This window comes from Streptomyces sp. NPDC101165 (genome assembly GCF_044768135.1).
GTDB lineage: Bacteria > Actinomycetota > Actinomycetes > Streptomycetales > Streptomycetaceae > Streptomyces.
In genome coordinates this window covers 167,740-193,239 of sequence record NZ_JBIWPG010000018.1, presented here as the reverse complement: position 1 = coordinate 193,239, position 25,500 = coordinate 167,740, and the positions used below count along the sequence as shown (strand labels likewise).

General features: G+C 71.8%; 27 protein-coding genes and 3 pseudogenes. 16 read left to right on the top strand and 14 right to left on the bottom strand.

Annotation, left to right across the window (positions count from 1 at the left end; all coding sequences use genetic code 11):
* The first annotated feature begins 27 nt into the window (after positions 1–27).
* Positions 28–786, top strand: coding sequence for a PaaX family transcriptional regulator C-terminal domain-containing protein (locus ACIRVH_RS33605; RefSeq protein ID WP_403961187.1), 759 nt, complete (start codon positions 28–30; stop codon positions 784–786).
* A 121-nt stretch (positions 787–907) separates the two neighbouring features.
* Positions 908–1,384: pseudogene (locus ACIRVH_RS33600) on the top strand (GDSL-type esterase/lipase family protein); the annotation flags it as partial.
* A 46-nt stretch (positions 1,385–1,430) separates the two neighbouring features.
* On the opposite strand, the gene ACIRVH_RS33595 reads toward ACIRVH_RS33600, so the two are convergent.
* The 3 genes from ACIRVH_RS33595 to ACIRVH_RS33585 form a co-directional block, all read right to left on the bottom strand.
* Positions 1,431–1,649 carry a hypothetical protein gene (locus ACIRVH_RS33595; RefSeq protein WP_403961185.1) on the bottom strand — a complete coding sequence of 73 codons (219 nt, stop codon included), beginning with the start codon at positions 1,647–1,649 and terminating at the stop codon, positions 1,431–1,433.
* 280 nt (positions 1,650–1,929) lie between these two features.
* Positions 1,930–3,291 (bottom strand): nucleobase:cation symporter-2 family protein, encoded by a 1,362-nt coding sequence (locus tag ACIRVH_RS33590; protein ID WP_403961182.1) that lies wholly within the window; start codon positions 3,289–3,291, stop codon positions 1,930–1,932.
* Between the two features lie 134 nt (positions 3,292–3,425).
* A complete protein-coding gene (locus tag ACIRVH_RS33585) occupies positions 3,426–4,766 on the bottom strand; it encodes an FAD-dependent oxidoreductase (protein WP_403961179.1) in 1,341 nt (446 codons plus the stop codon).
* Between the two features lie 195 nt (positions 4,767–4,961).
* On the opposite strand from ACIRVH_RS33585, the gene ACIRVH_RS33580 reads away from it, so the two are divergent.
* Positions 4,962–5,462: a DUF6214 family protein gene (locus tag ACIRVH_RS33580; RefSeq protein WP_403961177.1), complete on the top strand. Its 501-nt coding sequence runs from the start codon at positions 4,962–4,964 to the stop codon at positions 5,460–5,462.
* Positions 5,463–5,498: 36 nt separating this feature from the next.
* On the opposite strand, the gene ACIRVH_RS33575 is transcribed toward ACIRVH_RS33580, so the two are convergent.
* The 6 genes and pseudogenes from ACIRVH_RS33575 to ACIRVH_RS33550 all read right to left on the bottom strand — a co-directional run bounded on the left by ACIRVH_RS33575 (position 5,499) and on the right by ACIRVH_RS33550 (position 9,622).
* A complete protein-coding gene (locus ACIRVH_RS33575) occupies positions 5,499–6,164 on the bottom strand; it encodes a TetR/AcrR family transcriptional regulator (protein WP_403961174.1) in 666 nt (221 codons plus the stop codon).
* Between the two features lie 160 nt (positions 6,165–6,324).
* Positions 6,325–7,014 (bottom strand): HAD family hydrolase, encoded by a 690-nt coding sequence (locus tag ACIRVH_RS33570; RefSeq protein ID WP_403961169.1) that lies wholly within the window; start codon positions 7,012–7,014, stop codon positions 6,325–6,327.
* 10 nt (positions 7,015–7,024) lie between these two features.
* Positions 7,025–7,432: pseudogene (locus ACIRVH_RS33565) on the bottom strand (phosphatase PAP2 family protein); the annotation flags it as partial.
* A 70-nt stretch (positions 7,433–7,502) separates the two neighbouring features.
* On the bottom strand, positions 7,503–7,817 hold the full coding sequence (locus ACIRVH_RS33560; RefSeq protein ID WP_403961166.1) for a CU044_2847 family protein: 315 nt from the start codon (positions 7,815–7,817) through the stop codon (positions 7,503–7,505).
* A 211-nt stretch (positions 7,818–8,028) separates the two neighbouring features.
* Entirely contained in the window at positions 8,029–8,961 is a 933-nt protein-coding gene (locus ACIRVH_RS33555) for a M56 family metallopeptidase (RefSeq protein WP_403961163.1), read from the bottom strand.
* A 100-nt stretch (positions 8,962–9,061) separates the two neighbouring features.
* On the bottom strand, positions 9,062–9,622 hold the full coding sequence (locus tag ACIRVH_RS33550) for a DUF5134 domain-containing protein (RefSeq protein ID WP_403961160.1): 561 nt from the start codon (positions 9,620–9,622) through the stop codon (positions 9,062–9,064).
* 179 nt (positions 9,623–9,801) lie between these two features.
* Here ACIRVH_RS33550 and ACIRVH_RS33545 point away from each other — a divergent pair.
* Positions 9,802–11,468 (top strand): annotated as a pseudogene (locus ACIRVH_RS33545) (FUSC family protein).
* Positions 11,465–12,124: a MarR family winged helix-turn-helix transcriptional regulator gene (locus ACIRVH_RS33540; protein WP_403961157.1), complete on the top strand. Its 660-nt coding sequence runs from the start codon at positions 11,465–11,467 to the stop codon at positions 12,122–12,124. Before ACIRVH_RS33545 ends, ACIRVH_RS33540 begins: the two are co-directional and overlap by 4 nt.
* A gap of 78 nt (positions 12,125–12,202) precedes the next feature.
* Here the strand turns inward: ACIRVH_RS33540 and ACIRVH_RS33535 are convergent, their stop codons facing one another.
* Entirely contained in the window at positions 12,203–12,967 is a 765-nt protein-coding gene (locus ACIRVH_RS33535) for a VOC family protein (protein WP_403961155.1), read from the bottom strand.
* 184 nt (positions 12,968–13,151) lie between these two features.
* Between ACIRVH_RS33535 and ACIRVH_RS33530 the strand changes: the two genes are divergently transcribed.
* Positions 13,152–13,982 carry a class I SAM-dependent methyltransferase gene (locus ACIRVH_RS33530; RefSeq protein ID WP_403961153.1) on the top strand — a complete coding sequence of 277 codons (831 nt, stop codon included), beginning with the start codon at positions 13,152–13,154 and terminating at the stop codon, positions 13,980–13,982.
* 43 nt (positions 13,983–14,025) lie between these two features.
* Here the strand turns inward: ACIRVH_RS33530 and ACIRVH_RS33525 are convergent, their stop codons facing one another.
* Positions 14,026–14,418 carry a VOC family protein gene (locus tag ACIRVH_RS33525; protein WP_403961151.1) on the bottom strand — a complete coding sequence of 131 codons (393 nt, stop codon included), beginning with the start codon at positions 14,416–14,418 and terminating at the stop codon, positions 14,026–14,028.
* 71 nt (positions 14,419–14,489) lie between these two features.
* On the opposite strand from ACIRVH_RS33525, the gene ACIRVH_RS33520 reads away from it, so the two are divergent.
* Entirely contained in the window at positions 14,490–15,029 is a 540-nt protein-coding gene (locus ACIRVH_RS33520; RefSeq protein ID WP_403961149.1) for a GNAT family N-acetyltransferase, read from the top strand.
* A gap of 27 nt (positions 15,030–15,056) precedes the next feature.
* On the opposite strand, the gene ACIRVH_RS33515 is transcribed toward ACIRVH_RS33520, so the two are convergent.
* Positions 15,057–15,740: a glycerophosphodiester phosphodiesterase gene (locus ACIRVH_RS33515; protein WP_403961146.1), complete on the bottom strand. Its 684-nt coding sequence runs from the start codon at positions 15,738–15,740 to the stop codon at positions 15,057–15,059.
* A 405-nt stretch (positions 15,741–16,145) separates the two neighbouring features.
* Here ACIRVH_RS33515 and ACIRVH_RS33510 point away from each other — a divergent pair, with 405 nt between their 5' ends.
* The 5 genes from ACIRVH_RS33510 (at position 16,146) to ACIRVH_RS33490 (ending at position 20,791) form a co-directional block, all read left to right on the top strand.
* Entirely contained in the window at positions 16,146–17,543 is a 1,398-nt protein-coding gene (locus ACIRVH_RS33510) for a DUF6421 family protein (RefSeq protein WP_403961143.1), read from the top strand.
* On the top strand, positions 17,540–18,331 hold the full coding sequence (locus tag ACIRVH_RS33505) for an SDR family NAD(P)-dependent oxidoreductase (protein ID WP_403961140.1): 792 nt from the start codon (positions 17,540–17,542) through the stop codon (positions 18,329–18,331). Before ACIRVH_RS33510 ends, ACIRVH_RS33505 begins: the two co-directional genes overlap by 4 nt.
* The gene (locus ACIRVH_RS33500) at positions 18,328–19,398 is read left to right on the top strand and encodes a threonine aldolase family protein (RefSeq protein ID WP_403961137.1); all 1,071 of its coding nucleotides are present in this window, start codon (positions 18,328–18,330) and stop codon (positions 19,396–19,398) included. The genes ACIRVH_RS33505 and ACIRVH_RS33500 overlap by 4 nt, the downstream gene beginning before the upstream one ends.
* Positions 19,399–19,476: 78 nt before the next feature.
* Positions 19,477–20,070, top strand: a complete 594-nt coding sequence (locus ACIRVH_RS33495) for a transglutaminase domain-containing protein (RefSeq protein WP_403961134.1) — start codon at positions 19,477–19,479, stop codon at positions 20,068–20,070.
* Between the two features lie 10 nt (positions 20,071–20,080).
* On the top strand, positions 20,081–20,791 hold the full coding sequence (locus ACIRVH_RS33490; RefSeq protein ID WP_403961132.1) for a B3/4 domain-containing protein: 711 nt from the start codon (positions 20,081–20,083) through the stop codon (positions 20,789–20,791).
* A gap of 56 nt (positions 20,792–20,847) precedes the next feature.
* On the opposite strand, the gene ACIRVH_RS33485 is transcribed toward ACIRVH_RS33490, so the two are convergent.
* Positions 20,848–21,576 (bottom strand): lysophospholipid acyltransferase family protein, encoded by a 729-nt coding sequence (locus ACIRVH_RS33485; RefSeq protein WP_403961129.1) that lies wholly within the window; start codon positions 21,574–21,576, stop codon positions 20,848–20,850.
* Positions 21,577–21,765: 189 nt separating this feature from the next.
* A complete protein-coding gene (locus ACIRVH_RS33480) occupies positions 21,766–22,182 on the bottom strand; it encodes a DUF4395 domain-containing protein (protein WP_403961126.1) in 417 nt (138 codons plus the stop codon).
* A 75-nt stretch (positions 22,183–22,257) separates the two neighbouring features.
* Between ACIRVH_RS33480 and ACIRVH_RS33475 the strand changes: the two genes are divergently transcribed.
* The 4 genes from ACIRVH_RS33475 (at position 22,258) to ACIRVH_RS33460 (ending at position 25,460) form a co-directional block, all read left to right on the top strand.
* Positions 22,258–22,671 (top strand): thioredoxin family protein, encoded by a 414-nt coding sequence (locus tag ACIRVH_RS33475; protein WP_403961225.1) that lies wholly within the window; start codon positions 22,258–22,260, stop codon positions 22,669–22,671.
* 253 nt (positions 22,672–22,924) lie between these two features.
* The gene (locus ACIRVH_RS33470) at positions 22,925–23,434 is read left to right on the top strand and encodes a flavin reductase family protein (protein WP_403961123.1); all 510 of its coding nucleotides are present in this window, start codon (positions 22,925–22,927) and stop codon (positions 23,432–23,434) included.
* A gap of 218 nt (positions 23,435–23,652) precedes the next feature.
* A complete protein-coding gene (locus ACIRVH_RS33465) occupies positions 23,653–24,441 on the top strand; it encodes an electron transfer flavoprotein subunit beta/FixA family protein (protein ID WP_403961120.1) in 789 nt (262 codons plus the stop codon).
* 56 nt (positions 24,442–24,497) lie between these two features.
* Entirely contained in the window at positions 24,498–25,460 is a 963-nt protein-coding gene (locus ACIRVH_RS33460; protein WP_386575116.1) for an electron transfer flavoprotein subunit alpha/FixB family protein, read from the top strand.
* Positions 25,461–25,500: the final 40 nt, after the last annotated feature.

Genomic DNA, 25,500 nt, shown 5'->3' with positions numbered 1-25,500 from the left:
AAGGAGGCGCACGTACAGTACGTGCCCATGCGCATGAACGTGTCGGCGGAGGCGGGTGAGGCCGCCGGTCTGCGGCCGCTGTCCGCGCGGTCGGTGGTGCTGAGCCTGCTGCTGGGCGCGCATCCCCCTGAGCTGCCGGTGAAGGACCTGGTCCGGCTGGTGGAGCCCTTCGGCGTCGGCGGCTCGACCCTGCGGGCCGCGCTGAGCCGGATGGTGGCCGCCGGGGACCTGTGCCGCACGGACGGTGTCTACGGGCTCAGCGACCGGCTGCTGGCCCGTCAGCGCCGCCAGGACGAGGCGCTGCATCCCCGTACGCGCGCGTGGGACGGCGACTGGGAGATGGTGGTGATCACGGCCACCGGCCGCGGCCCCGCCGAACGGGCCGACCTGCGCGCCCGGCTGGCCGCCCTGCGTCTGGCCGAACTCCGCGAGGGCGTGTGGCTGCGCCCCGCCAACCTCGCCCGGCCCCTGCACGACGACCTCGCGCGCGTGGCCGAGTCCTACACCGCACACCCCGACGGCTCCCCGCACGACCTGGTCGCCCGTCTGTGGCCGCTGGACGCCTGGGCCACCACCACGCGCACCCTGCTCGCCCACGCGGCCGGCGCCCACCACCCGGCCGGCCGCCTCACCGCCTTCGCCGCGGCCGTACGCCACCTGCTCACCGACCCCGTCCTCCCGCCCGCACTCCTGCCGCCGGACTGGCCGGGGGAGGCCCTGCGCACGGCCTACTCGGGTTACGAGGAGGAACTGGCCGCGTCGGTGGGGCCGCTCGGGGACCACTGAGCCCTGGCACGGCGAAGCGAACAACCCGGATTCGTCGGCCGTGCACCTGGAGGGCACGGAGAGGGCCGGCCGGGGCACGTCGAGGATCGCGCACGGAAGGTGCGAGGGCCGTCGTCCGCACGGCCGCGGGTCCACCACCAACGGCAACGACCGCCGGCCGGACCAGTTCTTCGACCGGGTCCGTACCCGCGCCGCAACCGCGGACATCGCCGTCCTCGACCAGGCCGCCGGCGGCAACCGGGTCCTCAACGACGGGCTCGGCCCCAACGTCCTGGCCCGCCTCGACCGTGACGTCCTGTCCCGCAGCGGGGTCGCCTGGCTGATCCTCTTCGAGGGCGTGAACGACATCGGTACCGCCGAGGCCACCCCCGAGGCCCAGCGCGCGGTCACCGACGACCTGCTCGCCGGGTACCGGCAGATCGTCGTCCGTGCCCACGCCCAGGGCATCCGCGTCTACGGCGCGACCCTGACACCGTTCGGGGGCAACACCCTCTACGACGACGCGGCGGGGGAGCGGGAGGCGTCCCGTGAGCGCGTGAACGCCTGGATCCGCACCCCCGGCCACTTCGACGCGGTGATCGACTTCGACCGGGCGGTACCCGCCGAACTGTTCCTGAGGAGATGAGGGCGGCACCGGGTGCCGGTCAGGACGGGGTGCGCCGGCTCCCGGGGTCCGCAGCGGCCGCGCCGGTCTCGTCCGGTCCGGCCGCATCGCCGCGACGAAAGGTCCTGGCCTCGCGCACGACCCGGCGCCAGGAGCGGATGAGATCCGGGATCTGGTCGAGGAGTCCCTTCAGGACGTAGACCAACACCGATGCGACGCTTGCCGTACCCAGGATCCCCAGGACGATCTGTGACTCCATGCTCGGCCCCTCCGGAGAATGGCGGATGGCCGAACCGAGCGCGAGCCTCTTGCAGGATGGCAGGTGTCTCAGGTCGACCACCCCGAATGACGGTGATCAACTGAGGCCCTGCCGGCGTGCAGGCCGCGTGTGAAGTTGTCACGATTGACGGACCGCCGAACACCTCGGCGGTCACGCCCGACAGGGACGCCGGACCCATTCCCGTCGCGGCCGGCGAAGCCGACCGTGCAGGGCGAGTCTAGCCCCTGGCCCTCCTGAGGAGACGTCAAGTCAGCGATATTCAGGCGGCGTTCTCGTCGGCGACTCCCGCACCGACCTCCGCCGCTCCGGTCGGACCGGCCTTCATCGGAAGGTGGTTGAACAGCAGGTTCAGGACGATCGCCGTCAGGCAGCCCGCGCTGATACCGCTGTTCATCACCGTCTGGAACCAGTCGGGGAACTTCGCGTACACCGTGGGCACGCCCACCGGCAGCATGCCGACGGCCACCGAAACGGCGACCACCGTCAGGTTGTCGTTGCCCTTGAAGTCGACGCGGGCCAGCGTCCTGAGCCCGCTCGCCGCGACCGTCCCGAACATCACCAGACCGGCCCCGCCGAGCACCGGCGCAGGGATCGCCGCGACCACCGCGCCCAGCTTGGGCAGCAGACCGAGCAGGACGAGGATGCCGCCGGCCGCCGCGACCACCCAGCGGCTGCGCACCCGGGTCATCCCGACCAGGCCCACGTTCTGGGCGTAGGCCGTGTACGGGAAGGTGTTGAACACCCCGCCGAGGACGGTCGACAGGCCGTCCGCGCGCAGGCCGTCGGCCAGCGAGCGCGGCTCGACCCGGCGGCCGGTCATCTCGCCCACCGCGATCAGGTCACCGGTCGTCTCCGTCATCGTCACCAGGGCCACCACCAGCATCGACACGATCGCGGACGCCCTGAACGTCGGCGCCCCGAAGTGGAACGGCGTGCTGATCCCCACCCAGTCCGCGTCCCCGACCCCGCCGAAGTCGGTGAACCCGAACGGCACGGCGACCGCCAGGCCCACCGCGATGCCGATCAGCACGGCGATCCGGCTGAGGGACACCGGCGCGAACCGCTGCACGCCGAGCACGACCGCCAGCACGAAGGCCGCCAGTGCCAGGTTCTTCGGTTCCCCGAAGTCCTTCGCACCGACACCGCCGGCGGCCCAGTTGCCCGCGACCGGCAGCAGCGAGACGCCGATGATCAGGATCACCGTGCCGGTGACCAGCGGCGGGAAGAAGCGCAGCAACCGGCCGAAGACCGGCGCGAGCAGCACTATCGCGAGCCCCGCGACGATCACCGAGCCGTAGATCGCGGGCAGTCCGCCGCCCGTCGTCCCGATGAGCACCATCGGCGACACGGCGGCGAACGTGCAGCCCTGCATGATCGGCAGCCGGACCCCGAACCGCCAGAACCCGACGCACTGGATCAGCGTGGCGACGCCGCACACCAGCAGATCGGCGGTGATCAGATACGCCAGGTCGGAGGGCGACAGCTTCAGCGCGCCGCCCACGATCAGCGGCACCGCGACGGCGCCCGCGTACATCGCGAGCACATGCTGCAGTCCGAAGGCCGCGAGCCGGCGTACCGGTGGTACCTCGTCGACGGGGTGCACATCTGCGGTCGTGGCCATGGGGACTCCAGAGCGGCGGGTGGGAGTGGCATCCGAACAGCACGAGACCGTAGGGTCCTTGAACAGTTTGTTGATTTCGATCGCGTTGTCGGTGTGTGTCATGCCCAGCCGGGAGCCGCCGACTCCGACGGGCCCTAGGCCGACCGCGCCGCCCCCAGCAGCGTGTCCCAGTCGGACAGCTTGACCACACCCCGGCCGAGCCGCGCGCCCAGTGCGGCCTCTGCGCGCTCGATCGCCTGCCAGCCCGCCCAGGGCACCGGCTCGACACCCGCCGCCCGCAGCGCTTCGAGCGAGTCCTCCGGCACCTCCCGGCGTACGAGCGCGGGCGCGTCCGCGAGCAGGGAGGTCGCGGTCTCCTTGGCGCACGGCCGGTTGGTGCCGATGACGCCGGTGGGGCCGCGTTTGATCCAGCCGGCGACGTACTCGCCGGGGGAAACGGCGCCGTCGCGCAGGATGCGGCCCTCCGCGTGCGGCACGGTGCCGCTCGTCGCATCGAACGGCAGTCCCTCCAGCGGCACGCCGCGATAGCCGACCGAGCGCAGCACCAACTGGGCCGCCAAGTCCTCGTACCGTCCCGTGCCCGTGATGCCGCCGCGTCCGTCCGGCGCCGTCCGCTCGAAGCGCACGGCGCCCACCCGGCCGCCGTCCGCGAGCAGTTCCACCGGCCGCAGGAAGAACCGCATCCTTATCCGGCGGGCCGCCTGCCGGGCCGGCGCCGTCGCCCAGCCGCGCATCGCCTCCACGTTGCGACGCTGCACCGCGGGCAGCGCGGCGGAGTCGACGTATCCGGCGTCCATCTCCAACTCGGCGGGATCCAGGCTCACTTCGGTGTCCGGCAGCGCGCCCAGCTCGCGCAGCTCCTTGGTGGTGAAGCGGGCCTGTGAGGGGCCGCGCCGGCCGACCATGTGGACCTCGTCGACCCCGCTCGCCGCGAGCGTGTCCAGCGCCGCCTGCGGCATGTCCGTCGGGCGCAGCTCACCGGCGCCCCGCACCAGCATCCGCGTGACGTCGACAGCCACGTTGCCCACGCCGATGACCACCGCGGACCGGACCCCGCGCACGAACCCCGCGTCGGTCGCGTCCGGGTGCGCGCTGTACCAGGACACGAACTCGGTCGCCGACCAGCTGCCCGGCAACTCCTCGCCGGGGATCCCGAGGTGGCGGTCGGTGGCGGCGCCCACGCAGTACACGACCGCGTGGTACAGCGTCCGCAGCCGTGCCACGGACAGCCCGCCGGGTCCGCCCACCCGGACCCCGCCGAGGAAGCGCACCCGGTCGTGCTCCAGCACCGTGCGCAGGTTGCCCTGCAGGGACTTGATCTTCTCGTGGTCCGGGGCGACGCCGTAGCGCACCAGCCCGTAGGGGCACGGCAGCCGGTCCAGTACGTCCACGCGCACCTCGGGATCCAGCTGGACCAGGGTCTGGGCGGTGTAGCACCCGCTCGGCCCGGATCCGACGACGGCGACACGCAGCACGGCGGTACTCCTTGCCCGAAGGAGAAGGGTGTGCGGACGGCTCCAGCATGGCACCGCCGGGCGTGCAACGGCAGAGGCCGGCAGGGTGATCCGGCGCGTGTCCCTTCTCATGGAATGTGATGATGCGGTTACGTTGCGTGTGTGCTAGAAGCATCCTTTCTTAATCTTTCTGATCGTCCCGCGGAGGACGGCGCGGTGTTCGTGTGGCCCGCGTGGGAGGTGCAGGAGCACGGGAGCGTCACGTCCTGGTTCCATGTCCGGCTGGCCTTCCCCGACGGTGCACGGGTCGACGCCCTGGCCGTGGTGAACGAGGGGTGCGTCTCCCTCGAGGACGTCAAGGCGCAGCCCGCGCTGTCCCTGGCCGACCTGACGGTGCTCGCCGACTGGATCGAGGGACCGCTGTTCCGGGCGTGCCGGGGGCCGGAGGAGTCGTACGAAGGGGGCCGTGAGCGAGAAGGCGGCCGAGGCGAGGAGGTCGTCGCGTACGCGCGCCCGCGGCGCGCCCGCCCCGCCTGGCCTCGGGGCATCGAGGGGTCCCGACTGATCGCCCAGGAGTACCGGGCGGCCCAGGAGGGCGGCGTCGACCCGGTCCTCGCCGTGATGTGCGCGACCGGGCACGGCCGCCGGAGCTCCCTCAGGCTGATCGCCCAGGCGCGGGACGCCGGTCTTCTGACACCTCGTCACGCAAGGCGCTGAAAGGCAAGTCGACCGACAGCCGGGTCCGGAGACCCGCTACTCGGCCCGTTCCTCGGTCGCGAAGAATCGCGACAGGTCCTGCGTCTGACCCGCCCCGGCGTCCGGGTCGCTCCCCGGCGGCACGCCCAGCTCCCAGTCGAGCCCGTACCGCTGGAACAGCTCGGCCCGCAGCGCCGGCACGGGCATCGGCACCCCCGGCACCAGTGCCGCGTACACCGCCCCCATCAGTAGGGCCCGCAGCAGGGGATAGTCGGCCGTCACGTCCTGGGAGCCGTACCGGGCGACCGTGTCGCCCAGCAGCTCCGACAGGCGCCGCTGCTCCGGGCACTGCACGAAGCCCTCGGCCTGGAGCAGCCCCGCCATGTGCTGCCGCATGAGCACCGGCCGGTCGTGGGCGAGGCCCAGGATCGCGTCGATGGCCCGGGCCAGCCGCTCCCGGCCGTCGTCGGTGTGCGGCTCCCGCTCCAGCGCCTCCTCCAGCGTGCGGTGCATCAGCCGGTGCACGGCGGACTGCACCAACTGGCGCTTGCCGGGGAAGTAGTACGACACCAGTCCGCGCGCCGAACCCGCCCGGTCGGCGATGTCGGCCAGCGTGGTCGCCTCGAACCCGTGCTCGTCGACCAGCTCGACGGCGGCCTGGAGCAGCCGCTCCCTGGAACGGCGGCGCAACTCTTCATTGACCGAGGCGCTGCGCGGGGACATCCTGTAACTCCTGCGTTGACTGGCTGCCAGCCAACTATACTCAACGCGGTGGCACCGCTGCGTGCGGCGCCTGCTCAGGGCTGCCGTCCGTCTGGGGCGACGCGGGGGATCGTCTCAGACGGACGGCGCGTGTGTGCCCGAGACGCCGGGCGGGTTCGGGTCAGCCCACCAGATCCAGCACCGGAAGCAGCGCGTCGGGCCGCCGCGTCACCGGCAGATGGTCCACGAAGTGCACACGGCAGCCCAGTGCGGCGGCGCCGCCGTCCAACACCCTGCTGTCGCCGACCATCAGCACCCGCCGCGGATCGACGTCCAGCGCCGCACAGGCAGCCGAGAACAGCAGCGGGTCCGGCTTCTGCACACCGTGTTCGTACGACAGCACGTACGCGTCCACGTACGCGTCAAGACCGTGCTCGCGGAAGACCGGGCGCAGATCCCAGCCGATGTTGCTGACCACGCCGACGGGGATCCCGCGCTCGCGCAGCGTGCGCAGCACCTCGGCGGTGTCCGGGTACGGCGACCAGGCGGCGGGGGACATGTGCCGCTCGTACAGCGCGTCGTGCAGGCCGGGGGCGGGCAGCGGGACGCGCCGCGACAGTCCGGTGAAGGCGGCCCGGTGCAGCTCGGCGCTCTCGTCCCGCACCGCCCACAGACCGGCGAGGTCCGCCGGCACCTCGACGGGTTCCGCCCCGCCCGGCAGCGCACCGGCCGCCTCCAAGGCCTTGGCGGTGTCGGCGAGTTCGGGCTCGGACAGCGTCATGCCGGTCTCCTCCAGCACGGCCCGCAGCCAGGACTCGGTGGACTCGACGCGGAACAGGGTTCCCGAGAAATCGAAGAGCACGGCAGCCATGCACCGGACTCTACCCGCGCGCCGATCGCCCGACCCGAGGCCACTCGTACACGAGCACGGCCACCGCCACCACCAGCCCCCCGAACAGCCAGCCGCCCACGACGTCCGAAGGCCGGTGGACGCCCAGCCACACCCGGGTCAGACCCACGCCGGCCACCGAGACGACGGCCAGGGACACGGCCGCACGCCACAGGACACGGCCCGCGCCGTGGCGGTGCAGCAGCCACAGCAGGAGCCCGCAGACCACGGTGGCCGTCATGGCGTGCCCGGACGGGAACGCCGCGCAGTGCGCGCTGTCGACGGGATCCGGCCAGATCGGACGGAGCCGGCCGACAGCGGCCTTCACCGACTGCTGCACGACCGTGGCCAGGGCGACGGAGACCGTCAGCCACAGCGCCGTCCACCAGGCCGCGCGGCGGCGGGGCCGCCCGGACGCCGGATCCGGACGACGGCGCCGAACAGCGCGGACTCACCGGTGGTCATGGCGGTCACCGATCGGACGGGCGGTTCCATTCCACCGCGACGGAGAAGTTCGCCTCCGCCGCGGTACGGGCCACCACCACGCCGGCGTCCGCGGAGAACTTGATCCCGAACGCCAGCTTGATGGTGTCCGGGGGAGTGATGCCGCCGCGCAGGTGGTCGACGATCGCCTGCATCCCCGGCCGGATCGGCGCCAGAGCCTCATGGAGGGTCCGGCTGACGGCCTCGGCGGCGTCCTGCGCGCGCCCGGCGCGGGTCCAGCCGTTCTCGTCGCGCACGTCGACCTCGATGCGGAGATCCCCCCCCGCCGTCGAGCGGGACACGGACGACTTCCGGCATCGTTCCTCCAGCCGTGGCATCGGGGTGCTGCGTCGCCGATCGTGATCATGAGTCGACGCAGACGTCGGAAATGCACCCTTCGCGCACTCGAATCCGGCCGCGCCAATAGGCGTGCCCGGCACCAGTGTTGCCACAGGAGCGTGAACTCCCCGTTCCGCAAGTCGGGTTGTACGCCTGTGTGCCGCGCCCGCCCCTCTACCCCAAGGCCCGAAGCCCCGGCACCAGCGCCACCAGGACCGGGATCGCCGGCACCAGCGCGGCCACCGCCGTCAGGCGCAGGCGGTGCAGGGCCGGGAGACGGTCCGGGGGAGTCAGGAGGCGGTGTACACGCTGCGGGACGTGCGCGTGCGGGGTGGGGGAGGGGCCGAACACGCCTCGGTCCTCGTTGAGTTCGACCAGGGCCAGCGCGGTCGTCAGCCGGCCGAAGCGCCGCGAGGCCGTGTCGTCGGCGGCCAACTCGACCAGCCGGTGCATCTCGTCGCGGAAGGCGGCGAACACCGGCACCTGCGGGAAGCCGCCCGCCAGCGCGACCGAGCAGTGCAGCAGCCAGTCGTGCCGGGCCCGGTCGTGGCCCTGCTCATGGGCGAGCAGGGCGTCGAGCTGCCGCCCTTTCAGCCGACGCAGGGCGGCCGTCGTGACCACGAGTCGGGGTGCCGTACCCGGCAGCCACCACGCGTCGGGACGCTCGCCCTCCAGCACCACCAGCCGGTCACTGGCCGGCTCCTCGCCCGGCAACAGCGGGGCCCGCACGAGGAGTTCGGCCCGCCGCAGGTGCCGTCGTGCCCGAGCCCGTACGACCTCGCGCACCAGCATCGCCAGGCTCCACAGTCCGCCGCAGGCGAGCGTCACCGCGACGGTCGCCGCCCACGGCCCGGCGGTACCGAGTGCGTACGCGTCCACCACCGCGCGCGGTGCCGTACCGAAGACATGCCCCCGCACCGCCCAGGCCGCAGCCGCACTGAGCGTCATCGACAGCGCACAGCACAGCAGTACGGCCGCCACCACGCACTGCCACACCCACAGGGCGACCACCGGCTCACGGTCCCGCCAGTCGGCCCGGGCGAGCAGGCGCGGGGCGACGACGGCGGTCACGGCGCCGAGCAGCAGCAGTGCCACGGGGACCATCATGGGCAGCACCCTATGAGCGCGGAGCCGCTCACGGGTACGGTCCCTTGTGCCGAAGTGACGCAGGCAACGTTTGCGTTTTCCTCCATGGAGGACCGGCGGTTCACATCGTCAGCAGCATCGCGACCATCCCGATTCCCATCGACAGCCGGCACGCCCGTGCCAGTTCCGGACGGTCGCCCCAGCGCACGGAGCTCGTTCCGCCCGTCGTGGCGGCGGCGGGCACCAGGCGGGCGCCGGACAGCAGCACATAGCCGGTGAAGTAGAGCAGGAGCGCACCCGTCACCAGGGGTACTCCGGCGCCGATGTGCGGGTGGTGGTGGGCGGCGGGTGAGGCGGGGGAGGCCGCCATGACGAGGGACATGTAGACCATCGCCGCCGTACCCACCATATGGTGCAGATGGTGTGGGCCGCTGCGCGCGGCCCACAGGGCGCGCAGCGCCGCCGCGCCGAACACGGCCGCGTACAGCGGCCACGCCCAGCCCGGCGGGGTGAACACCGCGGCGGGCACGGCCATCGCGGCCATGCCGAACCCCATGAGCGCCTCGCCGCCCGCGGAGCGGCGCTGCTCCTCGACCCCGCTGCGCATCCGCAGCAGGCAGTACGCCCCGGTCGCCGCGCACAGCGCGACCAGCAGCCAGGCGGCCGACACCGGTCCGTGCACGCGCCCACCTCCCCGCTCGACGGTCGGTCGAGGAATGCGATGCCCACGGCACGCGGGGCGCATACGAGCGCAAGGATGTACACGGGGAGCATTCGCCGGAGCACAGCAGGTGAGGACGGAGGTCACCGATGCCGCCAGGGCATATCGTTTACTAGTAAAACACATGCTAAATTGATGGTATGAGCAGGACGACCCGCCACCGCCTTCCCCTCGCCGGCGTGCTCCGCCTCGGGCGGCCCTCCGACATCTGGTTCAAGCCCGCGCTGAGCGCGGTCGCCGCGGCCGCCCCGCCCAACCTGGCCCTGCTGGCGCTCGGCCGTCTCGACCTCGCCATGTACACGATGGCGGGCTCCCTGTGCGCGCTCTACGGCCACAACCGGCCCTACGCCGCCCGGGCCCGGGCCCTGGCCTGGGTGGTGCTCGGCATGGTCGGCGGGCTCGCCGTCGCCCTGCTCGCGGCGTCGCTCACCACCGACGCCGTCGTGCTGGTCACCGTCGGCGCCCTGATGGCGGCCCTGCAGAAGGCGGTGTGCGACGCCACCCGCATCGGTCCGCCCGGCAACGTGGTCCTCACCTTCATCAGCTCCGCCTCCCTGTTCGCACCACAGAGCCTCGGCCAGGTCCCCGGCCATGTCGGGCTGGCGCTCGCCGCCGGTGCCTGGGCCTGGCTGGTCGGGATGGCACCCGGGCTGCTGCGCCCGCACGGCCCCGAGCGCCGCGCCACCGCCCAGGCCCTGGACGCGGCCTCCGCCTACGCCGCCACGCGCGGTACGGCCGAGGGCCACGCCCGGGCCCGCGCAGCGAGCGCCGCCGCCGTCCACACGGCCTGGCAGTCCCTGCTCGCCGCAGGCGCCCGCCCCGACCGCACCCGGCGCATCCTCGAACGGCTCCTGATCCGCGCCGAGGTCGCCCTGGCCGCCCCCGCCGACACCGACCCCGAACGGCTGTGCGCCTGGGCCCGGGACCTGCGCGGAGCGGGCCCGGTCTCCGGGATCGAGTCCCCCCACGACCCGACCGGCGAACTGCTCGGCGTGGACACCGAACTCGCCTTCCCACGCCGCCCGTTGCGGCACCGGCTCGCCCCGCTCGCGCCCATTGCCGCGCGCACCGCGATCGGCTGCGCCCTCGCCGGATACGCCTCCCTGACCCTCGGCGTCGGACGCCCCTACTGGGCGCTGGTCACCGCGGCCTCCCTCTACCAGGCCAACGTCACCCTCACCTGGAGCCGGGGCATCCAGCGGGTCGTCGGCAATCTCGTCGGCGTCCTCGTCTTCGCCGCGGTCACTCCGCTCGCCCATCTGCACCCGGCGGCCCTGGTGCTGCTCTGCCTCGCCTTCAACTTCGGCGCCGAGGCGCTGATCAGCCGCAACTACTGGCTCGGCAGCGTGTGTGTGTCACGCCGATGGCCCTGCTCGTCACCGAGTTCGCCCGCAGCCAGGACCCCGGACGGCTCATCACCGAGCGGATCGCGGACACCCTCGTCGGCGCGCTGGTCGGCTTCGCCGCGGCCGTGGCCGTCACCAACCGGCGCGCCGGCGACCGCATCGAGCACGCGCTGACCGCGGTCGAACGCGCCCGCGAGCGCGCCACCCGCCTGCTCGCCGAGCCGCACCCGCAACCCCGCGCCCTGAAGACCGCGGGCCGCACCCTCGCCGCCGCACTGGTCGACCTGCGCGCCACGGCCGACGCCGCCTCCGGCGAGTGGTGGCAGCGCGCCCTGCCCACGGAGCGGGTCGTGCTCGCCGAACAGTCCGGACACCGTACGCTCGCCGCGACGGCACGACACCGGGGGCTCGCACCCCTGGACCACGACACGGGCAGGACAACGGAGGACGTACGGCCATGACGCCGACGAACGGACGACCGCCGGCCGGGGACGCGGCGGGCGGGGGACAGGCGGAGGCCGGGGGCGGCACGGTCGAGGGGAGTCCGGCGGTCGCGGACTCCCGGGCCGACGGGCAGCCGGGGAACGAGAGCGAGGCCGGACCCGGCCCGGCGCAGCGGGACACCGTCGCCGAGGTCGTCCGACAGTGGCGGGCCGTGCACCCCGGGCTGGACACCGGGCCCATGGAGGTCATCGGCCGCATCAACCGCTGTGCCGCTCTCCTCCAGCAGGCCGAGGACGCCCCGTTGCGCCGGGCCGGGCTCAGCCGCGCGGAGTTCGACCTGCTCGGCGCGCTGCGCCGCACCGGTCACGAGCTGACCCCGGGGGACCTTGCCCGGGAGACCTTCTCCTCCGGGGCCGCGGTCACCAAGCGGCTCAAGCATCTGACCGAACGCGGCCTGGTCGAGCGGCGCGGCGACACCCGCGACCGCCGAGTCGCCCACCTCCGCCTCACCGACACCGGCCGCGACCTGGTCGACGGCATCCTCCCCGAACAACTCTCGTACGAGACCGCCGTACTGACCGTCCTCACCTCGGAGGGCCAGGGCGAACTGGCCGCGCTCCTCGCCGACCTGCTCAGCGGCCTGGAGGGGCGGATGGGTCCGTTGCGGGCGTGAGCGCATGTTCCATGCGGTGTCGGCCTTCGACCCCTGCGGCCCCTGGCCGGCACGTGCGCTTCGACGCCGCGCCGCCGTTCAGCCCTCCTCGCCTGCCTTGTACACGCCGAACGCCGCGCCCTGCGGGTCCCGCAGCACCGCGATCCGGGGGCCGTCGGGGACCGACGTGGCAGGCATGACGACGGTGCCGTTTGCCTGCTCGGCGACCTGGGCCGTCGCGTCCACGTCGTCCACCGCGAAGTACGGCAGCCAGTGCGGCGGTACCTCGGGCGGGAACCGGTCGCCCATGTCGGCCATCCCGCCGAAGTCCTCCCCGTCGATGCCCCACTGCGTGTACCACTCCGAGGCGTTGACGCTCCAGCCGAACACCGTGGTGTAGAAGTCCCGGGCCCGGTCGGTGTCCCGGGTCGCCAGTTCCACCCAGCCGAGCGTGCCGGGGGAGTTGAACAGACCGGCGCCCGGGAAGGCCCGCGCCTGCCACAGCTGGAACGCCGCGCCCGTCGGGTCGACGGCCACCGCGAACCGGCCCACGTCGAAGACGTCCATCGGGCCGAGGATCACCGTCCCGCCGGCCTCCTCCACACGCCGTGCCGCGTCGTCGGCGTCCGCGACCGCGAACGACACGTTCCAGGCGACCGGTTGGGACTCCTGGTACAGCGGGGTGAGTGCGGCGACCGCGGCGTCTCCCACGTGCGCCACGGTGTACCCGCCCGCCTCCTGCCGTGGATCCGTCTCCGGCCGCCAGCCGAACAGCTCCGTGTAGAACCCCTTGGCCCTCTCCAGGTCGCTGGTCCCCAACTCGGTCCAGCAGGGGCCGCCGATCACCGGCTTGTCGAACTTCATCACAGCTCCTTCCGGTCGCCCCGGCCCGCTGTGCGAGAGACCGAGGAGGGCTCCCTTTCGCACGCTAGTCGCGGCCACGGGCACCGGCCATCCGGAGACCGCTTCCCCTTCCCCGCGCCGACCGCCGAGGCGCCGACACGGAAATCGGTTGGCCGATCCCGGCACGGGACGGGAGGCTGCGGGGATGGAGACGGATCACGCAGCGGGAGCCGGGGCTCCCACGCTCGCCGAGGAGATCGCGGAGTACTACGAGCGGGACGGGGAGGACGGGCGGCTGCGCTCGGGCGCCGGACGCCTGGAGCTCTGGCGCACCCAGGACGTCCTGCGCCGTCTCCTGCCACCCGCTCCGGCCAGGGTCCTGGACGTGGGAGGCGGCAGCGGTGTCCACGCGCAGTGGCTCGCCGCCGACGGCCACGCGGTGGAACTCGTGGACCCGGTGCCCCTGCACGTCGCACACGCGGCCCGCCTGCCCGGCGTGAGCGCGCACGTCGGCGACGCCCGGGCCCTGTCGGTGCCGGACGCGTCCGTGGACGTGGTGCTGCTCCTCGGCCCCCTCTACCACCTGCCCGAGCGGGAGGACCGGGTCCGGGCACTCGCCGAGGCCCGCCGGGTGGTGCGGCCCGGAGGCCTCGTGGTGGCCGCCACGATCAACCGGTACGCGGCCCTGCACGACAACCTGAGCACGGGGCTGTACTTCGACGCGGAGCGCCGGCCGCAGATCGAGGCGGCGGTCGGCGACGGCCGCATGCGACCGACCGGCGGGCCGAAGTCCCTGTTCACGACGGCCTACTTCCACGAGCCCGCCGACGTTCCGGCCGAGTTCTCGGACGCCGGCCTGACACCGCACGGTCAGTACGGTTTGGAGGGCGCCGCCTGGCTGATGGGTGACGTCCCCGACTGGCTCGACGACCCCGCCCGCCGCGACCTGGTCCTGCGCGCACTGCGGCGGACCGAGTCGGAGCCGTCACTGCTCGGCATCAGCGGCCACCTGCTCACGGCGGGCAGCAGGGCCTAGGGGCGTCCGGATCAGGTCGCCGGCCCGATCCGGAAGGCACTGCCTAGATCCCCGGCCGGTACCGCAGCGGATGGTCCGACGGCACCTCGACCAGCACGATCGGGGTGCCGTCCGGGTCGGCGATCCACATCTCGACCAGGCCCCACGGCTCCTTCACCGGCGGCCGCACGATCTCGACGCCCTTGCCCAGCAGCTCCTCGTGCGCGCCGGTCACGTCCTCGACCTGCAGCCACAGCCGGACCGTGGGCGACGGCGGGGCCGGCGAGCGGCCGGAGACCTCCAGGAAGCCGCCGCCGAGGAAGTAGACGGTCCCGCGCTCCGGACCCGTACCGAACTCGCGGTAGACGGCCAGGCCCAACTGCTCGCCGTAGAAGGCGCGGGAGCGCTCGGGGTCGCTGGGGCGCAGCAGGGTCCGGCTGCTCAGTACGTGCACCATGCATCCGGACTCTAGTGGCAGAGTTACCCTCATCCCTGGCTCAGCCGCGCCCGAGATCGGAGACCGCCCCCATGGACACCACCACCACCGGACCGACCTTCCGAGACGCCACCGACGCCGATGTCGACGCGCTGGTCGCGCTGATCGAGTCGGCGTACCGGGGCGACTCCAGCCGGGCCGGGTGGACCACCGAGGCGGACATCCTGGAGGGGCAGCGGACCGACCCGGAGGGCGTGCTCGACGTCATCAAGTCCCCGGACAGCCGGCTCATGATCGTTGAGCAGGACGGCCGGATCGTCGCCTGCTGCCAGCTCGAACACCGCGGCCGGCACGCCTACTTCGGCATGTTCGCGGTCAGCCCCACGCTGCAGGGTGCGGGACTCGGCAAGGTCGTCATCGCGGAGGCGGAGCGGCTGGCCCGGCGGACCTGGGGCGTGACCGAGATGCACATGACCGTGATCTCGGTCCGTGACGACCTGATCGCCTGGTACGAGCGCCGCGGCTACCGCCGTACGGGAGAGATGACGCCCTTCCCGTACGGCGACGAGCGCTTCGGCATCCCGCAGCGCGACGACCTGCAGTTCGAGCTGCTGGTCAAGCCGCTGGCGTGACCTTGGTCCCGGAGATCGCGCGCCGGGTCAGGCGGTGAACCGGCCCGTGCGCTTGATCTCCGGGTAGTCGGTCGTCGCCCCGTCCAGCTGGAGCGCGCGGACGAGCCGCAGGTGGTCCTGCGTGTTGACCACCCAGCCGATGATCCTCAGATCGGCCGCGCGCGCCTGTTCGACGACCTCCAGGGTCAGCCGGCGGATGTTGAGACAGACGGACCCGGCACCCACCTCGGTGGCGCGCTCCACCACGTCGGTGCCGTAGCGGCTCGCGATCAGCGCGGTGCGCACGCCCGGCACCAGCCGGGCGATCTCGGCGATCGCCTCGTCGTGGAACGAGGACACCTCCACCCGGGAGACGAGGTCCCGCCGGTGCATGACCTCGGCGAGCGCCCTGGCCGCCGCCACATCTTTGATCTCCGCCTGCAAGGGCGTCTTCACCGCGTCCAGGACCTCCTCGAAGACCGGCACCCGCTCCCCGCGGCCCGCGTCCAGGGCGCGCAGTTCCGCGAGGGTCTTCTCGGCGATCGGGCCGGTGCCGTCGGTCGTGCGGTCCACCTCCGCGTCATGCATGACGACCAGGGCGCCGTCCTTGCTCAGATGGAGATCGAGTTCGATCAGGTCGAGGCCGGCCTGCTGCGCGGCGACGAAGGAACGGAGGGTGTTCTCGGGCTCGACACCCATGACCCCGCGGTGACCGATGGTAAGGAAGTTCAAGGTTCAACTCGCTTCCGTCGATGGCGGCTCGGCGCCCGCGAACCCGACGGGACGTCGGTGTCCACGCGGCAAGGTCGCAGCCTAATGGCCTGCTCCCGCGATGGACCCGCACCTGCGCGGCGGATCGGGGCGCGGCGCATGGGACACCTGGCTCGGATGCGCCTGTGCGGTCACCCGGGGGTGGGCGAGTCCCCAACGGCATTGACCGGCTGGATCTGATCGGCCCTCCCGAGGTCGTCCATCTCTCGCGTTCGCGGCGAAAGTGACCGTCATCACGGTTTCAGACAGGAAAAATGTCGGTGACCATGCGGCTCGGCAGAATAATTTCCCGAGCTGCCTCTTGCTGGGAGAAACGGGGTATGCATACGGTGTCCTTACGCGAGGTTCTCCCGTAGAGGATGGGACATGACGGAAATTCTTGTGCAGGCGGGTACCGAGGGACAGGTTCCTTCGCTGACCAGGGTTGTTGAGCACCCGGCCTGGCCCGAGCTCAAGGATGCCGTGGAGCAGATCCGGCCATGGCAGTCGAAGGACGGATCGATCGACTTCGAGGCCGAGGGCGCCCCGCAGCGCGCCGAGGCCGAGGCGGTCGTGGAGCGTGTCGTCTCCGGGGTCCAGCAGCTCTCCGAGCTGGTTCCGCACGACGTCGCCTACCACGAGGCCCTCGTCAAGGACCTGCGCCGCTGGGCCGAGGGGGGCTTCGAGGTGCCGGACTTCCTCGACTCCCTGCTGGAGTTCCAGCCCGCGGCGGGCCGCGCGGACGGCCTGCAGCACCTGGTCGTCTTCCCGATGTACACGCAGAACGGCAACCCGGACCGCAACCTCGAGGCGGTCGTGCTGCGCATGGTGTGGCCGGACTGGCTGGCCGAGCTGGAGCGCAGTCGCTACGACAACCCGCTCTTCTGCGGCATCAAGTTCGAGGACTTCACGGCCGGCTACGACACCAACTCGGCCGTCCTCTTCCCGGAGACCATCGCCGTGCGCGAGGCGCCGGAACGATTCTCCTGGGGTGGCATCTTCTGCGACCGCGAGGCCGCCCGCTTCCGCCGGGTCACCGACGCCGCCGTCGACATCCTCGGCCTGGAGCTGCCCGAGGACATCGCCGCGATGGTCCACGACCAGAAGCGCTGCGAGGAGGCCTTCGTGCTGTGGGACATGGTCCACGACCGCACCCACAGCCACGGCGACCTGCCGTTCGACCCGTTCATGATCAAGCAGCGCCAGCCGTTCTGGATGTACGGCCTGGAGGAGCTGCGCTGTGACCTCACCGCCTTCAAGGAGGCCGTGAAGCTCCAGGCGGACGGCGTCCCGCAGGCCCGTGACGTGCAGTACGCGGTGCTCTTCGACCGCATGTTCCGCTTCCCGCTCACCGGTGACCGCGTGCGCAACTACGACGGCGTCGGCGGCCAGCTGCTCTTCGCCTACCTGCACAAGCACGACGTCATCCGCTGGACCGACAACAAGCTCACCATCGACTGGGAGCGCGCCCCGCAGGTCACCAACCAGCTGTGCGCCGAGATCGAGAAGCTGTACCGGGACGGCATTGACCGCCCCAAGCTGGTGCACTGGTTCGCGGGCTACGAGCTGGTCTCCACCTACCTCGCCCCGCACCCGGGCTCCAAGTGGGCCAAGGGTCCCGACGCCCTGGACCTGACCCAGCCGCCGCGCAAGCTCGTGGACGACGTGCTTCCGGACGAGTTTCCGCTGAGCATGTTCTTTGAGGCCCTGTCCAAGAAGCTGAAGAATGTGATCGCCTCCACCAAGGGCATCACGGCGGACAGCGCCGAGCGGCTCGCCGCGTGAGCGACCGCGTCCAGAACACTGTTCAAGAGGGGAAGAACGTGGGGAACAACGGGTCTCTCAGCGGTGCGGTGATCGCGGTGGCCGGCGCGGGTGGACCCGCCGGGCACGCGGCGCTGGTCCGGCTCGCCGAGGCCGGCGCGGTGGTCGTCGGTGCCGACAACAACCCCGAGCGCCTGGCGGAGGCCGTGGACGCGGCCCGCTACGCGGGCGGCGGTGCCACGGTCACCGGCGAGACGGTCGACCTGCTCAGCCTGCAGTCGACCCGTGAGTGGGCGGCGCGCATCGAGAAGGACCACGGCCGCGTCGACGGCCTGGTCCACCTGGTCGGCGGCTGGCGCGGCAGCGCGAGCTTCGCCGAGTCCGACATGGCCGACTGGGACCTGCTGGAGAAGCTGCTCGTCCGCACCGTCCAGCACACCTCCCTGGCCTTCTTCGACGGCCTGCAGCGCAGCGACCGCGGACGGTACGTGCTGATCAGCGCCGCCGGCGCGTCGAAGCCCACCGCGGGCAACGCCGCGTACTCCGCGGCCAAGGCCGCCGCGGAAGCCTGGACGCTCGCCATGGCCGACGGCTTCCGCAAGGCCGGGGGCGAGGGGGGTCCGCGCTCGGCGGCTGCCATCCTGGTGGTGAAGGCGCTGGTGCACGACGCGATGCGCGCCGAACGCCCCAGTGCGAAGTTCGCGGGCTTCACGGACGTCAAGGACCTGGCCGAGGCCATCGAGGGCGTTTGGAGCAAGTCCGCCGCCGAAGTGAACGGAAACCGTCTGTGGCTGACCGAGAAGCCGTGAACCCTCCCAAGACCGACGCGCGTCGCCACCACGACCCGCAGGTCCGCGGTTTCGCCAGTGACAACTACGCCGGGGCGCACCCGGAGGTGATGGCCGCCCTGGCCCTGGCCAACGGCGGCCACCAGGTGGCGTACGGCGAGGACGACTACACCGAGAACCTCCAGCGGATCATCCGCAGCCACTTCGGGGCCGGCGCGGAGGCCTTCCCGGTCTTCAACGGCACCGGCGCGAACGTCGTCGCGCTCCAGGCGGTCACCGACCGCTGGGGCGCGGTGATCTGCGCCGAGAGCGCGCACATCAACGTCGACGAGGGCGGCGCCCCCGAGCGCATGGGCGGCCTGAAGCTGCTCACCGTGCCCACGCCCGACGGCAAGCTCACGCCCGAGCTGATCGACCGGCAGGCCTGGGGCTGGGAGGACGAGCACCGCGCGATGCCGCAGGTCGTCTCGATCACCCAGAGCACGGAGCTGGGCACGCTCTACACGCCCGAGGAGATCCGGGCGATCTGCGAGCGCGCCCACGCGCACGGCATGAAGGTGCACCTGGACGGCTCGCGGATAGCCAATGCGGCCGCGTCCCTGAACGTGCCCATGCGGACGTTCACCAACGCGGTCGGCGTCGACATCCTCTCGCTCGGCGGGACGAAGAACGGCGCCCTGTTCGGCGAGGCGGTCGTGGTCCTCAACCAGGACGCCGTCGGCCGTATGAAGCATCTGCGCAAGATGTCCATGCAGCTCGCCTCCAAGATGCGCTTCGTGTCGGTGCAGCTGGAGGCGCTGCTCGCCAAGGACCTGTGGCTGCGCAACGCACGGCACGCCAACGAGATGGCCCAACGGCTGGCCGAGGGCGTGCGCGCGGTACACGGGGTGGAGATCCTCTACCCGGTGCAGGCGAACGGCGTCTTCGCCAAGCTCCCGCACGACGTGAGCGAGCGGCTGCAGAAGCGGTTCCGGTTCTACTTCTGGGACGAGGGGGCCGGCGTCGTGCGCTGGATGTGCTCCTTCGACACCACGGAGGAGGACGTCGACACGTTCGTGGCGGCGCTCAAGGAGGAGATGGCGCGCTAGCCCCCGAATGTGCATAGGTATGCGGTCATCTGAAAAGTCATTGACTGTCGGGTGATCGCATTCCTATGCTCTGCGGCCATGGAGCTGATCCAGAACACCGCCGACCTGTCCGCTTATCTGGCCGCCGACGAGGTCATCGACCATCACCATCCCGTGGTGCGGGAGACGGCCGCCCAGCTGGCCGAGGGGGTCGCGGACTCGTATGCCTATGCGCGTGCCGCCTACGAGTTCGTCCGCGACAGCGTCCCGCACTCCGCCGACGCCGACGACCCGCGCGTCACCTGGCGTGCCTCGGACGTGCTGGAGCAGCGCACAGGCATCTGCTACGCCAAGGCGCACGCCTTGGCGGCCCTGCTGCGCGCCGAGGACATCCCCACCGCCCTGTGCTACCAGCGGCTCATGCACGACGACGGCAGCGGTCACGCCGCGCACGGCCTGGTCGCCATACGCTTCCACGGGGCGTGGCACCGGCAGGACCCGCGAGGCAACAAGCCCGGCGTGGACGCCCAGTTCTCCCTGGACGGAGAGCGGTTGGCCTGGATCCCCGACCCGGCGTCCAATGAGGTGGACTACCCAGCCTTGTATGCTGAACCGCACCCGGCCGTCCTCAGCGCGTTGACAGCGGCCCCGGACCGTTCGGCCCTGTGGAAGACGCTCCCCAGCACTCTCTGAGGCGAGGCAGATGACGCTCACGCTCACCGTGTCCGACAAGGTCCGTGCGCTCGCGCCCGGCTTCACCCATGTCGTCATCGAGGCGTACGACCTGGTCAACGGACCCAGCACCGAAGCGAGTTCGGCGCTGCTGGACGATGCGGCCCGCCGGCTGGCCGCCCGCCTGGACGGACGAGTGCCGCACGAGGACCCGCACATGGTCGCCTGGCGGGAGGTGTACACCGCCTTCGGCTCCAAGCCGTCGCGCACCCGCAACTCGGCCGAGGCGTTGGCCAAGCGGGCTCTGGCCGACGGCGGCCTGCCCCGGATCAACCTGCTCGTGGACCTCTACAACGCCATCAGCGTCGCCCACCTGGTCCCCGTCGGCGGCGAGGACATCGACCGGATCCAGGGCGGGATGCGGCTCGTGCGCGCCACGGGCGAAGAGGACTTCGTGACGGTCGCGGGCGGCGAGGAGGTCGTCGAACACCCCGACGCGGGCGAGGTCGTGTGGCGCGACGAGGCCGGTGTGACCTGCCGTCGCTGGAACTGGCGCCAGGGCCCGCGCACCCGTCTCACCGAAGAGACGGTCTCGGGCCTCTTCCTGCTGGAGACCCTCGCCCCGATGCCGGTCCCGGAGGCGGAGGCGGCGGCCACCGAACTCGCCGAGCTGCTGGAGAAGTTCAGCCCGGGCGCCCGCATCGAGGTGCACGCCCCGACGCCGGCCGGCGCTCCCGCCTGACCGGCACCTCTTGGCACTCGCTGATTCCCCGGTCGTGAGTGACGGGGGATCAGTCGTCAGTGCGCCTCGGCCGCCCGCAGCTGCTCGACCGTGGGCGCCGAACCCCCGAGGTGGGCGGGGAGCCACCAGGAGTCGTCCGCGCCCTTCGGACGTGCGGGGTAGGCGCGCTGGGCGGCGTCCAGCAATTCCTGGACGCCCTCGCGCAGACGGCGGGTGATGGCGCCCGCGTACTGGTCGCGCGGGGCCTCGACCGGCTCGCCGACCCGGATGGTGATCGGCGTGTGGCTGCGCTTGAAGTTGCGCGGGTGCCCCTTGGTCCACAGCCGCTGCGTGCCCCACACCGCCATCGGGACGAGCGGGACGCCCGCCTCCTGGGCGAGGCGGGCCGCACCCGACTTGAAGCTCTTCAGGGTGAAGGACTGCGAGATCGTGGCCTCCGGGAACACCCCGATGACCTCGCCGGAGCGCAGCGAGTCCAGCGCGTGCGCGAAGGCGGCCTCGCCCTGCTTGCGGTCCACCGGGATGTGCTTCATCCCGCGCATCAGCGGCCCGGACACCTTGTGCCGGAAGACGGACTCCTTCGCCATGAAGCGCACCAGACGCTTCTGCGGCAGGGCCGCCAGGCCGTTGAAGATGAAGTCCAGGTAGCTGATGTGATTGCTCACCAGGACCGCACCGCCCGAGTGCGGGATGTTCTCCGAGCCCTGGCAGTCGATCTTCAGGTCCCAGGCCTTGAACAGCGTCTTGGCGAGACCGACGACGGGACGGTAGACCAGCTCTGCCATGGGCGGGGTGGGCCCTTTCTGCTCTGCTCGGGAAAGGGGGGCTCCCGGCGGGAAAGTTACGCAGCCGTAGGTTTACGGCGTCTCGCCGATCGTGCCCGAAGAACGGACAGGTAGCCAGTCCTGGTGCCTCGCGGCGGCGAGATCCTCGTCACGTCGGCCTAGTGCCTCACCTCGGTCGTCGGATCCCCTTCACTTCGCGTGTACCGTGACTCTCTTCAGGAGCAGGAACAACTCGCACCCGAGGCAGTACCCGAACGTGGCATTGAGGAAGGCGGCGGCGAGCGCGGCCCCTGTTGCCGCGAGTCCCAGCCAGGCCGGACCGAGCGCGAACCCGACGAGGCCGAGCCCGGCGAACACCAGCCCGATCGCCTGCGCGAACCGCGGCGGTTCCGGGGCCTCGAACTCCGTCGGCGGCACGAGCCGCGGCCGTATCACCGTCAGGAACAGCCGACCGTACGGCGACCGGCCCACCCCGCCCGCCGCACCGAACGCGAACGCCAGGGTCTGCCAGCCCAGCACCCAGGCGCTCTGCGTGATGAGCGCCGCCGCCAGCACGACGGTCGTCACGGCCGCCGCGAAGCGGGGACCCCTCGCATCGATCTCCATGAATCAAGCATTCCGCAACGGAAACTCCATCGGGAGGCGGGAATCTTTGCAGTCTCGTGAATGCTGGTGCGGATGATGACCGGACTGGTGGTGTGCGTGGCGGTGCTCGTGGCGGCGAGCGCCTACGGAGTGCTGCACAAGCGGCGGAGTGGGAGAGTGCGGGTGCGCGGGCGAGACGGCGGCAGGCGGCTCGGAGCGGCCGAGTTGGGCGGTGAACTGGGCGAGCGGGCCACGCTCGTGCAGTTCTCAAGTGCCTTCTGCGCGCCTTGTCGGGCCACCCGGCGGGTGCTCGGCGAGGTCGCCGGTATGGTCCCCGGCGTCACACACGTCGAGGTCGACGCCGAGGCCCACCTGGACCTCGTACGCGAGCTGGAGATCCTGAAAACGCCCACCGTGCTGGTCCTCGACGCGGACGGCCGGGTGGTGCGACGCGCCACCGGACAGCCCCGCAGGGCCGACGTGATCGCGGCCCTGGGGGAGGCGGTGTGAGGTCCCCCGGGAGCACGGTGAGGCATCTCCCAGATCCCGGAACGAACTTGACTGCGCACGCCACCTATCGTCAGCCTGACCCTATGCCGACCGAACTCCTTCTCTTCGAGCGGGGACACCTTCATGAAGGCGCCCTGGTCCGCACGTCGAGCGCGCGCTGTCCGCGCTGTTGAACAGCACCGGACCCTCCCCCACTCTCGGCTCCGCTCGAGCGGGGGGACCCTCATGTCCCCCCTCGCAGAAGGACAACTCCATGACGGCCTCGCCCGACCTCGGCACCTTCCAGCTCGCCTCGCCCGACCTGCTGCGCTCCACCTTCCGCCGGCACGCCGCCGGTGTCGCGGTGATCACTGCGCGCGGTGCCTCGGGTCCGGTCGGTTTCACCGCCACCTCCCTCACCTCCGTGTCCGCCGAACCCCCGCTCGTCTCCTTCGGCATCGGCACGGGCGCCTCCAGCTGGCCCGCCGTCGCCGAGAGCGAGTACGTCGGCATCCACATACTCGGCGAGCACCAGAGCGACCTGGCCGCCACCTTCGCCCGCAGCGGCGCCGACCGCTTCGGCGCGCCCACGGCCTGGCGGGAGGGCCCGAACGGCGTACCCGTCCTGGACGACGTGCTGGCGTGGCTGGTCTGCCGGATCGTCGGCCGTGTACCGGCCGGTGATCACCGCATCGTGGTCGCCGAGGTGGTCCTCGGCGACTCCACGGGCGCGGGGCGTCCTCTCCTCTACCACCAGGGCCGCTTCAACGGCCTGCGGGATTGATCACGCCTCTCCCGCCCTGCGAAGCCGTCGAGTTCCGGTTACGCTGCGTTGCGAAGGTCACAGTTCAAAGCGCTTGCTTAGCGGGCACGAACTGGGTGTACTGACGAGTAATATTTCGGTCGGAGCCCCTGGACGCCCCGATCGGGATCGGCCGATTGAGGCGCCTATGCTGCCTGCAAGAGGCAGCCCGGAAATGACGATGCAGTAGGAGAGCCGGCGTGAGCTTGAGGATCGTTGTCACTGTGAAGTACGTGCCCGACGCCACTGGCGACCGGCACTTCGCCGATGACCTGACCGTCGACCGCGACGACGTGGACGGTCTGCTCTCCGAGCTGGACGAGTACGCGGTCGAGCAGGCGCTGCAGATCTCCGAGAACTCGGACGACGACGTCGAGGTCACCGTCCTGACGGTCGGCCCGGAGGACGCCAAGGACGCGCTGCGCAAGGCGCTGTCCATGGGTGCCGACAAGGCCGTCCACGTCGAGGACGACGACCTGCACGGCACCGACGCCATCGGCACCTCGCTGGTGCTGGCCAAGGCGATCGAGAAGGCCGGCTACGACCTGGTGATCTCCGGCATGGCCTCCACCGACGGCACCGCCGGTATCGTCCCGGCCCTGGTGGCCGAGCGTCTGGGCGTCCCGCAGGTCACCCTGCTCTCCGAGGTCTCTGTCGAGGACGGCACGGTCAAGGGCCGCCGCGACGGCGACGCCGCGAGCGAGCAGCTGGAGGCCTCCCTGCCGGCCGTCGTCTCCGTCACGGACCAGTCGGGCGAGGCGCGTTACCCGTCCTTCAAGGGCATCATGGCCGCCAAGAAGAAGCCGGTGGAGTCCTGGGACCTGTCCGACCTGGACATCGACGCCGAGGAGGTCGGCCTCGACGGCGCCTGGACCAAGGTCGAGACCGCGACCGAGCGTCCGGCCCGCACGGCCGGCACGATCGTCAAGGACGAGGGCGAGGGCGGCAAGCAGCTCGCTGAGTTCCTCGCGAGCCAGAAGTTCATCTAAGGCTCGACAGCCTGACCGCCCCTCAGACTTCGTAATCCGCAAGGAGATCCGTTCCCATGGCTGAAGTTCTCGTCTACGTCGACCACGTGGACGGTGCCGTCCGCAAGCCCACCCTTGAGCTGCTGACCCTGGCCCGCCGCATCGGCGAGCCCGTCGCCGTCGCGCTGGGCAACGGTGCCGCCGACACGGCCGCCGCGCTCGCTGAGCACGGCGCGACCCGCGTCCTGACGCACGAGGCGTCCGAGTACGCCGACTACCTGGTCGTCCCGAAGGTGGAGGCCCTGCAGGCCGCCTACGAGGCCGTCTCCCCGGCCGCCGTGCTGGTCCCGTCCTCCGCGGAGGGCAAGGAGATCGCCGCCCGTCTGGCGCTGCGCATCGGCTCCGGCATCATCACCGACGCCGTCGACCTGGAGGCCGGCGACGAGGGTCCGGTGGCCACCCAGTCGGTGTTCGCCGCGTCTTTCACCACCAAGTCCCGCGTCATCAAGGGCACCCCGGTCATCACGGTCAAGCCGAACTCGGCCGCCGTCGAGGCCGCCCCGGCCGCCGGCGCCGTCGAGGCCCTGGCCGTGTCCTTCTCCGACAAGGCCACCGGCACCAAGGTCACCGGCCGCACCGCCCGTGAGTCGACGGGTCGTCCGGAGCTGACCGAGGCCGCGATCGTGGTCTCCGGTGGCCGTGGCGTCAACGGTGCCGAGAACTTCTCGATCATCGAGGCGCTCGCCGACCAGCTCGGTGCGGCCGTCGGCGCCTCGCGTGCCGCGGTGGACGCCGGCTGGTACCCGCACACCAACCAGGTCGGCCAGACCGGTAAGTCGGTCTCGCCGCAGCTGTACATCGCCAACGGCATCTCCGGCGCGATCCAGCACCGTGCCGGTATGCAGACCTCGAAGACGATCGTGGCGGTCAACAAGGACCCCGAGGCCCCGATCTTCGACCTGGTCGACTACGGCGTCGTCGGCGACCTCTTCGACGTCGTCCCGCAGCTCACCGAGGAGATCAAGACCCGCAAGGGCTGATCGCCGCCAGGCTGTACGAGGCCCCCGTGACCGCGCGCCG